This window comes from Streptomyces sp. SM1 (assembly GCF_002910825.1).
Lineage (GTDB): Bacteria > Actinomycetota > Actinomycetes > Streptomycetales > Streptomycetaceae > Streptomyces > Streptomyces okerensis.
Window position 1 is genome coordinate 1 of the sequence record NZ_NEUB01000438.1, and the last position, 7,628, is coordinate 7,628.

The 7,628-nt window shown below is 71.0% G+C and carries 9 protein-coding genes and 1 pseudogene; 3 read left to right on the forward strand and 7 right to left on the reverse strand.

The window, feature by feature from the left end:
• A partial coding sequence (locus tag B9S61_RS10920; RefSeq protein WP_146064787.1) for an RNA-binding S4 domain-containing protein occupies positions 1-416 on the reverse strand: 416 nt, incomplete at its 3' end.
• A gap of 80 nt (positions 417-496) precedes the next feature.
• Between B9S61_RS10920 and B9S61_RS10925 the strand changes: the two genes are divergently transcribed.
• Both B9S61_RS10925 and pip read left to right on the forward strand, forming a co-directional pair.
• Entirely contained in the window at positions 497-1,219 is a 723-nt protein-coding gene (locus B9S61_RS10925) for a uracil-DNA glycosylase (protein WP_103542076.1), read from the forward strand.
• Between the two features lie 32 nt (positions 1,220-1,251).
• Positions 1,252-2,256, forward strand: coding sequence for a prolyl aminopeptidase (pip, locus tag B9S61_RS10930; protein ID WP_103542077.1), 1,005 nt, complete (start codon positions 1,252-1,254; stop codon positions 2,254-2,256).
• A 24-nt stretch (positions 2,257-2,280) separates the two neighbouring features.
• On the opposite strand, the gene B9S61_RS10935 is transcribed toward pip, so the two are convergent.
• From B9S61_RS10935 to B9S61_RS10945, 3 genes are all read right to left on the reverse strand, one after another.
• Complete coding sequence (locus B9S61_RS10935) at positions 2,281-2,748, reverse strand: GNAT family N-acetyltransferase (protein WP_103542078.1); 468 nt, start codon at positions 2,746-2,748, stop codon at positions 2,281-2,283.
• Positions 2,745-3,158 (reverse strand): RidA family protein, encoded by a 414-nt coding sequence (locus tag B9S61_RS10940; protein WP_103542079.1) that lies wholly within the window; start codon positions 3,156-3,158, stop codon positions 2,745-2,747. The genes B9S61_RS10935 and B9S61_RS10940 overlap by 4 nt, the downstream gene beginning before the upstream one ends.
• 123 nt (positions 3,159-3,281) lie before the next feature.
• Entirely contained in the window at positions 3,282-4,421 is a 1,140-nt protein-coding gene (locus B9S61_RS10945; protein WP_103542080.1) for a glutathione-independent formaldehyde dehydrogenase, read from the reverse strand.
• 231 nt (positions 4,422-4,652) lie between these two features.
• Between B9S61_RS10945 and B9S61_RS10950 the strand changes: the two genes are divergently transcribed.
• Positions 4,653-4,844 (forward strand): hypothetical protein, encoded by a 192-nt coding sequence (locus tag B9S61_RS10950; RefSeq protein ID WP_103542083.1) that lies wholly within the window; start codon positions 4,653-4,655, stop codon positions 4,842-4,844.
• 84 nt (positions 4,845-4,928) lie between these two features.
• Here the strand turns inward: B9S61_RS10950 and glpK are convergent, their stop codons facing one another.
• From glpK to B9S61_RS41530, 3 genes and pseudogenes are all read right to left on the reverse strand, one after another.
• The gene (glpK, locus tag B9S61_RS10955; protein WP_103542081.1) at positions 4,929-6,449 is read right to left on the reverse strand and encodes a glycerol kinase GlpK; all 1,521 of its coding nucleotides are present in this window, start codon (positions 6,447-6,449) and stop codon (positions 4,929-4,931) included.
• 39 nt (positions 6,450-6,488) lie between these two features.
• Positions 6,489-7,322, reverse strand: coding sequence for an MIP/aquaporin family protein (locus B9S61_RS10960; protein ID WP_219819907.1), 834 nt, complete (start codon positions 7,320-7,322; stop codon positions 6,489-6,491).
• A pseudogene (locus tag B9S61_RS41530) lies at positions 7,289-7,628 on the reverse strand (hypothetical protein); the annotation flags it as partial. The pseudogene B9S61_RS41530 and the gene B9S61_RS10960, both read right to left, overlap by 34 nt.

The window sequence follows — 7,628 nt, forward strand, 5'->3', positions numbered from 1 at the left end:
ATGTCCCGGCGGTCGCGCTTGGTCGGGCGGCCGGTGCCGCGGTCGCGGATCCCGGCCGGGGCGACGGCGTCGCGGGGCGGGGGCGGCGGGGAGTTGTCGACGTAGCACTGGACCGCCACCGGCGCCCCCACCCGCTTGCGGATCAGCCGCTTGACGACGACGATCCGCTCCCGGGTCTCGGCCCGCAGCCGTACCTCGTCGCCGACCCGGACGGAGTGCGAGGGCTTCACCCGCTCGCCGTTCACCCGGACATGTCCACCCCGGCAGGCGGCGGCACCGAGGGACCGGGTCTTCACCAGCCGCACCGACCAGATCCAGCTGTCGATCCGCACGGACTCACCGCTCCCCGGCCCGGCCGCCTCGGCGGCGGCCACGGCAGCAGCGGTCTCGGGGGTGTCGGCACTCTCGGAAGCCATGGTCCCGACCTTAGTCGCCGGAACCGGCCGGTGACGCGGGGATTTCCCGGCCGGTCCGGGCCGGCGCCTACCGTGGGGTCATGGACCACAGCGGCCTCTCCCGTCTCGACCGGCGCATCGCCGACTGCCGTGCCTGCCCCCGGCTCGTCGACCGGCGTGAGGAGGTGGCCCGCACCAAGCGGGCCGCGTTCGCGGACTGGACGTACTGGGGCAGGCCGGTACCCGGATTCGGGCCCCCGGACGCCCGGCTGCTGATCATCGGACTGGCGCCCGCGGCACACGGCGGGAACCGTACGGGGCGGATGTTCACCGGGGACCGCTCCGGTGACGTGCTGTACCGGGCTCTGTACGACGTGGGGCTGGCCTCGCAGCCCGGCTCCACCCACGCCGGCGACGGACTGGAGCTGTACGGCGTGCGCGTCACCTCGCCCGTGCACTGCGCCCCGCCCGCCAACAAGCCCACCCCCGGGGAGCGGGACGCCTGCCGGCCCTGGCTGGTGCGGGAGCTGCGTCTGCTGCGGCCGACGGTCCGGGCCGCGCTCGTCCTCGGTGCCTTCGGCTGGCAGGCGGCGCTGCCCGCGTTCGCCGAGGCGGGATGGACGGTCCCCCGGCCCCGGCCCGCCTTCGCGCACGGCGCCCACACCGCGCTGGACGCCGCCGACGGCCCCGGTCTCCACCTCTTCGGCTGCTTCCACGTCAGCCAGCGCAACACCTTCACCGGCCGGCTCACCCCCGAGATGCTCAGGGAGGTACTGCGTACGGCGGCCACCGCGGCGGGACTGGGCACGCCGGAAAGGGAGTGAACGGACCCGGCCCACGGCGCTACGGTGCTCCGATGAGCAGATACCCGGAGATCGAACCGTACGACCACGGCATGCTCGACGTCGGCGACGGCAACCGCGTGTACTGGGAGACCAGTGGGAACCCGCACGGCAAGCCCGCCCTGGTGCTGCACGGCGGCCCCGGCTCCACGGCCGGCCCGGGACTCCGGCGCTACTTCGACCCGGCCGCCTACCGGATCGTCCTGCTCGACCAGCGCGGCGCCGGACGGTCACTGCCCCCGGCGAGCGACCCCGCCACCGACATGAGCGTCAACACGACCGCCCACCTCATCGCGGACCTGGAACTGCTCCGCGCCCACCTGGGGATCGAGCGATGGCTGGTGTGGGGCGTGTCGTGGGGGTCGACTCTGGGACTGCGGTACGCGCAGACCCACCCGGGAGTCGTGTCCGAACTCGTGCTGACCGGCGTCGCCACCGGTTCGAACGCCGAGGTGACCCTGTTGACCCGGGGACTGGGCACGTTCTTCCCCGAGGCCCACGAACGCTTCCTCGCCGCGCTGCCCGCCGGCGCACGCGACGGCAACCCGGCCGCCGCGTTCAGCAGGCTGCTGGAGTCGCCCGACCCGGAGGTCAGGGACCGCGCCGCCCGTGCCTGGACCGACTGGGAGACGGCGATCATCCCCGCCCCGCCGGGCTCGGTCGAACGCTTCCGGGACCCGGACTTCCGTCTGGGCTTCGCCCGTACCGTCACCCACTACTGGGGCAACGACCACTTCCTCGGCGAGAGGGAGGGCGAGGGGAAGGACAACGACGAGGGTGCCGTGCTCCGCGACGCCCACCTCCTGAAGGGTGTTCCGGGCACCCTGGTCCAGGGCAGCCTCGACTTCGGCAACCTCCTCGGCGTCGTCTGGCGGCTGCACCACGCCTGGCCGGGCAGTGAACTGGTGATCGTGGACGGGGCCGGTCACGACGCGGGCGCGGTCGGTGACGCGGCACTGGTGGCGGCGACGGACCGGTACGCCCGGACCTTCGTGCCCGGCGCCCGGCCCCGTACCTGACGCGCCCCGCGCCGGTGACGCGTCCTACGGCCGCCACACGTAGCGCACGTCCGGTTCCCGCTCCTCGTTGCCGGAACCGTCCGTGCGCTCCACGGCCGTGAAGCCGTGCCGTTCGTAGAAGCGGTGCGCGGGCGCGTTGACCTGGAAGGTCCACAGCGACAGGCCTCCGGGGCTGCGTTCCTTGGCCAGGGCGACGAACCGGTCACCGATCCCGCGCCCGCGCCACCCGGGCTCGAGGTACAGCTGCTCCAGCACCCCACCCTTCAGTACCAGCACACCGACGACACCGTCACCCGGAGCGTCCGCCACCCACGTCTCACGCCGGGGCACCAGCACGTGCCGGAAGTACTCCCGCACCTCGTCGTCGGACCGGGGCCGGACCACGCCCGGCAGCGCCGCGGCGAAGGACCGCAGCCAGACACCGGCCGCCGCCCCGGCATCGGAGGCGACGGCGCGGCGCAGCGCCACCCCCGCCCGCTCACCGGCCGTCACGAGGCGGCCGGGCCGGGCACGACCGCCGTCGCGGTGATCTCCACGAGCTGCCCGGGGTATCCGAGGCAGGCCACGCCGATCAGGGTCGACGAGTGGGGTCCCGCGCTCAGCCCGGAGGCCTCGACGACGTCCCACACGGCGGAGAGCACGGCGGGATCGGCGCTCACCACATACACATCCGTCGCGACGACGTGCTCCAGGCCGCTGCCCACCGCCCGCAGCTGTTCCCCGAGGTTGGCGATCACCTGCCGGGACTGCCGCACCGGATCCCCCTCGCCGGCCAGTCTCCCGTCCGCGTCCAGCGGGACCGATCCGGCGAGGAACGCCAGCCTGGTGCCGGCCTCGACGACGGAGGCGTGGGAGTAGGCGGGCGGCGGGAAGAGGGAGGGCACGGTGACGCGCTGGATCACGGGAACTCCTGGAGCGGTGGACGGCAGACGACGCCGATCGTCCACCGCCCGGACCGCCCCCGCATCCGAATTACTCCCGCGGCCCGCCGGGCGGCGGTGTTACGGGCGCAGTGGGGCGAGGGGCTACGGGCGCAGGATCACCTTCGTGTAGCCCTCGATCCGCTTGTCGAACTTGTCGTAGGCCGACGGGGCCTCGTCCAGGGGAAGTTCGTGCGAGACGACGAAGCTGGGCTCGGCCCGGCCCTCGATGATCATGTCGCGCAGCTGCCGGTTGTAGCGCTTGACGTTGCACTGCCCCGTGCCCAGCTTGAGCCCCTTCTCGAAGAGCTTGCCGACCGCGACGAGGAGCATGCCCTGCTTGGACTGCTCGTCGGGGGCTCCGGGGTCGGAGGGGACGTAGAGCCCGGGAATGCCGAGCATCCCGGTGGCCCGGACCGTACGGACCAGGGAGTTCAGGACGGTCGCCGGTTCCTCGCGGTCCGTGTCCCCGCCGCCCGCCGACGCCTGGTAGCCGACGGCGTCGACGCCCTTGTCGGTGCCCATGCCCTCGGTCTGCTCGTGGATCTGCTCGACGGGGTCGCCCTCGGCGAAGTTGATCGGCACCGCGCCGATCTCCTCGGCCTTCTGCAGCCGCTCGGCGACCCGGTCCACGACGAACACCTTCCTCGCGCCGCGCAGCAGCGCCGAGTAGGCGGCCATCAGACCGACCGGGCCCGCGCCGTACACCGTGACGCTGTCGCCGGGGCGGACCTGGGCGAGTTCACAGCCGTGGTAGCCCGTGGGGAAGATGTCGGCGAGCAGGATGAAGTCGTTCTCGTGCTCCTTCCCCGGCGGCAGTTTCAGGCAGTTGAAGTCGGCGTAGGGAACGCGCAGGTACTCCGCCTGGCCGCCCTTCCACGGGCCCATGGCGACATAGCCGTAGGCGCCGCCCGGGAAACCGGGATTGACGGTCAGACAGTAACCGGTGTAGCCCTCCACGCAGTTGGTGCAGAACCCGCAGGCGACGTTGAAGGGCATGACCACACGGTCGCCCTCCTTGAGGGCGGTGACGCCCGGGCCGACCTCCGCGATGGTTCCCATGTTCTCGTGGCCGAAGGTGATGCCGGGCTCGGCGTTGGTACGTCCCTCGTACATGTGCAGATCGGAGCCGCAGATCGCGGTCGAGGTGACGCGTACGATCACGTCGTTCGGATGCTGGATGGTGGGATTGTCGACGTCTTCGACCGCGACCTCGAACGGTCCCTTGTACACGACGGCCTTCATGGCTACGACCTCCACTCGATGGCATGCGTGTGCGGTGGCGTTTCCGGTGGCGCGCCTCTCCCCGATGTTCCGCGTGACCGATATCTCATGATTCTCCGGTCTGTCCTGCGGGGCAAGCCGGGTAATGTCCGCATGCATGCCGTCCGACGGGAACGCCGGGGATCCGGAATGCCGGAGGACGACGAGAGCGACGAGAACGATCAGAGCGACGAGAAGCGGAGAGGGGTCGACATGGCGGCGCAGCGGCTGGGAACCCTGCTTGTCCCGGTGCCCGGGCTGTCCGGCACCACCTACCCGCCGGGCACGGCGGTGTCCGTCCGTGGTCGCGGTGCCACGGTCGACGGCTTCGTGCACGGCGACTGGCTTCCGCTGTCGTGGTGGGAGTTCTCCGACGGCCTCCGCGAGGACATCGCCGACCGCTGACCACGGAGTCCGTCACCGGCCGGCGGACCACGGAGTCCGTCACCTCCCGGCCCGGCACTGAGGTACCAGGGGCCCGGGCCCTCGTCAGTCGTCGACCTTGACCCAGTCCAGCGTGCGCTCCACCGCCCGCTTCCAGTCCCGGTAGCCCTCCTGGCGCCGCTCCTCGCTCCACTCGGGGCTCCAGCGTTTCGACTCCTGCCAGTGGGTGCGCAGCTCGTCGGTGTCCTGCCAGAAGCCCACGGCGAGCCCGGCGGCGTAGGCGGCACCCAGCGCGGTGGTCTCGGCGACCACGGGACGGCTGACCGGTACTCCCAGCACGTCGGCCTGGATCTGCATGCACAGGTCGTTCGCGGTGACGCCGCCGTCGACCTTGAGCACGTCCAGGTGCACGCCCGAGTCCTGCTCCATGGCCTCGACCACGTCACGGCTCTGGTAGCAGATCGCCTCCAGCGTGGCCCGTGCGATGTGACCCCCGGTGTTGTACCGGGCCAGCCCGACCATGGCGCCGCGGGCGTCGGAACGCCAGTAGGGGGCGAACAGGCCGGAGAACGCCGGGACGAAGTACATCCCGCCGTTGTCCTCCACCGAACGTGCCAGCTGCTCGCTGTCCGGGGCACTCCCGATGATCTTCAGCTGGTCACGCAGCCACTGCACGGCCGCGCCGGTGACGGCGATGGAGCCCTCCAGCGCGTACACCGCGGGGCTGCCCGCGAACTGGTACGCCACCGTCGTCAGCAGCCCGCTGCGTGAACGCACCAGCTCCTCGCCGGTGTTGAGCACCAGGAAGTTGCCGGTGCCGTAGGTGTTCTTGGCCTCGCCGGGGGAGAAGCAGACCTGGCCCACGGTGGCCGCGTGCTGGTCACCGAGTACGCCGGTGATCGGAATGGCGGCGCTCAGCGGCCGGGAGGTGCGGGCATGGCCGTACGCCTCGGGGTGGGACGAGGGGTGGATCTCGGGCAGCATGGACCGCGGGATGCCGAAGATGCCCAGCAGCTCGTCGTCCCAGTCCAGGGTCTCGAGGTTCATCAGCATGGTGCGGCTGGCGTTGGTCACGTCCGTGGCGTGCACACCGCCGTTGGGCCCGCCGGTGAGGTTCCACAGCACCCAGGCGTCGGTGTTGCCGAACACGGCGTGGCCCGCCTCGGCGGCCGCACGCAACCCGTCCACGTTCTCCAGCAGCCACTTGATCTTGCCGCCGGAGAAGTAGGTGGCCGGCGGCAGACCGGCCTTGTGGCGGATGACGTCGCCGTGACCGTCGCGTTCGAGGGCGGAGGCGATACGGTCCGTGCGGGTGTCCTGCCAGACGATGGCGTTGTGGTACGGACGGCCGGTGCGCGGGTCCCAGACCACCGTCGTCTCACGCTGGTTGGTGATGCCGATGGTCCGCAGATCGGTGGCCGACAGGCCTCCGTCGCGCAGGGCGTTCTGGATCACCGTGTTGGTGCGCTCCCAGATCTCCACCGGGTCGTGCTCGACCCAGCCGGACCGCGGCAGGATCTGCTGGTGTTCGAGCTGGTGCTTCGCCACCTCGTTCCCGGCATGGTCGAAGATCATGAAGCGGGTGCTGGTGGTCCCCTGGTCCACCGCGCCGACGAATTCGGGCATCGCTGCCACCTCTCCTGGTGTGACGACAGGCCTGGGGATCTACGGTTCCTCGGTGGCGGGGCCTTCCTCCTGGGCCCCCGCCCTGGCGCGGATCACCGGCTTGATGAGCAGGTCGTAGACGAGGACGCCGGCGACTCCGCCGATGAGCGGGCCCACGATGGGAATCCACCAGTAACCGCTGAACCACCCGAATGTCCCCGGCAGGGCGATGTCGCCCCAGCCCTCGAAGAACGTGAACAGCCGGGGTCCGAAATCGCGCGCGGGATTGATGGCGTATCCGGCGTTGGTGCCGAAGGTCATGCCGATCGCGACGACCACCAGGCCGATGAGGAACGGGTGAAGATTCGACAGTGGAGCCACATTGCGCATGTCGATGAGCGCGCAGATCAGCAGCAGGAGAATTCCTGTTCCCACGATCTGGTCGAGCAGTGGGCCCCACCAGGAATCACCGAAGTACTCGGCGGGGAAGGTGGCGAAGATGGAGTACGTCGCGAGTGATTCGTCCCGTGGGAGCCCCGCCCTGGCGTCGGCCGCGTCGATGGCCCACCGGTAGCAGGCGTAGACCAGTGCGGCGGCGACGAAGGCCCCCACGACCTGGGCCAGCCAGTACGGCAGCACCTTGCGCCAGGGGAAGTCCTTGCGTACGGCGAAGGCCAGCGTCACGGCGGGGTTGAGGTGCGCACCGCTGATACCGCCGGCGACATAGACGCCGAAGATGACGCCGAAGCCCCAGCCCCAGGTGATGATGAGCCAGTTCGCCGGACCGAATTCCACTGCTTGCCGCCCCGAACCGGGCAGGCCCACGAGGGCGAGAGCCACGGACCCGATGCCCAGCAGAATCAGGACGAACGTTCCCAGGAATTCGGCGAGCATATCGCCGCCGACGCCTTCTTTGTAACCACGTTGACGTGGTGCTGCAACGCGTTCAGCCATGGGCTCTCCTCGGCAGGAATGGCGCGGGCCTTTCCTCCCCCTACCGGGAAGCGTAGGTCGAATACGGTGACCGGGCGCGCGGGGGGCCGTAATTCCTTCCAACGGCCCAATGCCCGGTCCGGCGGCGCGCCGGGCGCCGGCGGCCGGGCGCCGGGAACGGGCGGCTCACGGCCGACATCGTCATCTCCCGGAAACACCGCCGTTCGCTTTCCCCGCACGGCCCCGCCTACCGTGGAGATCACCTTC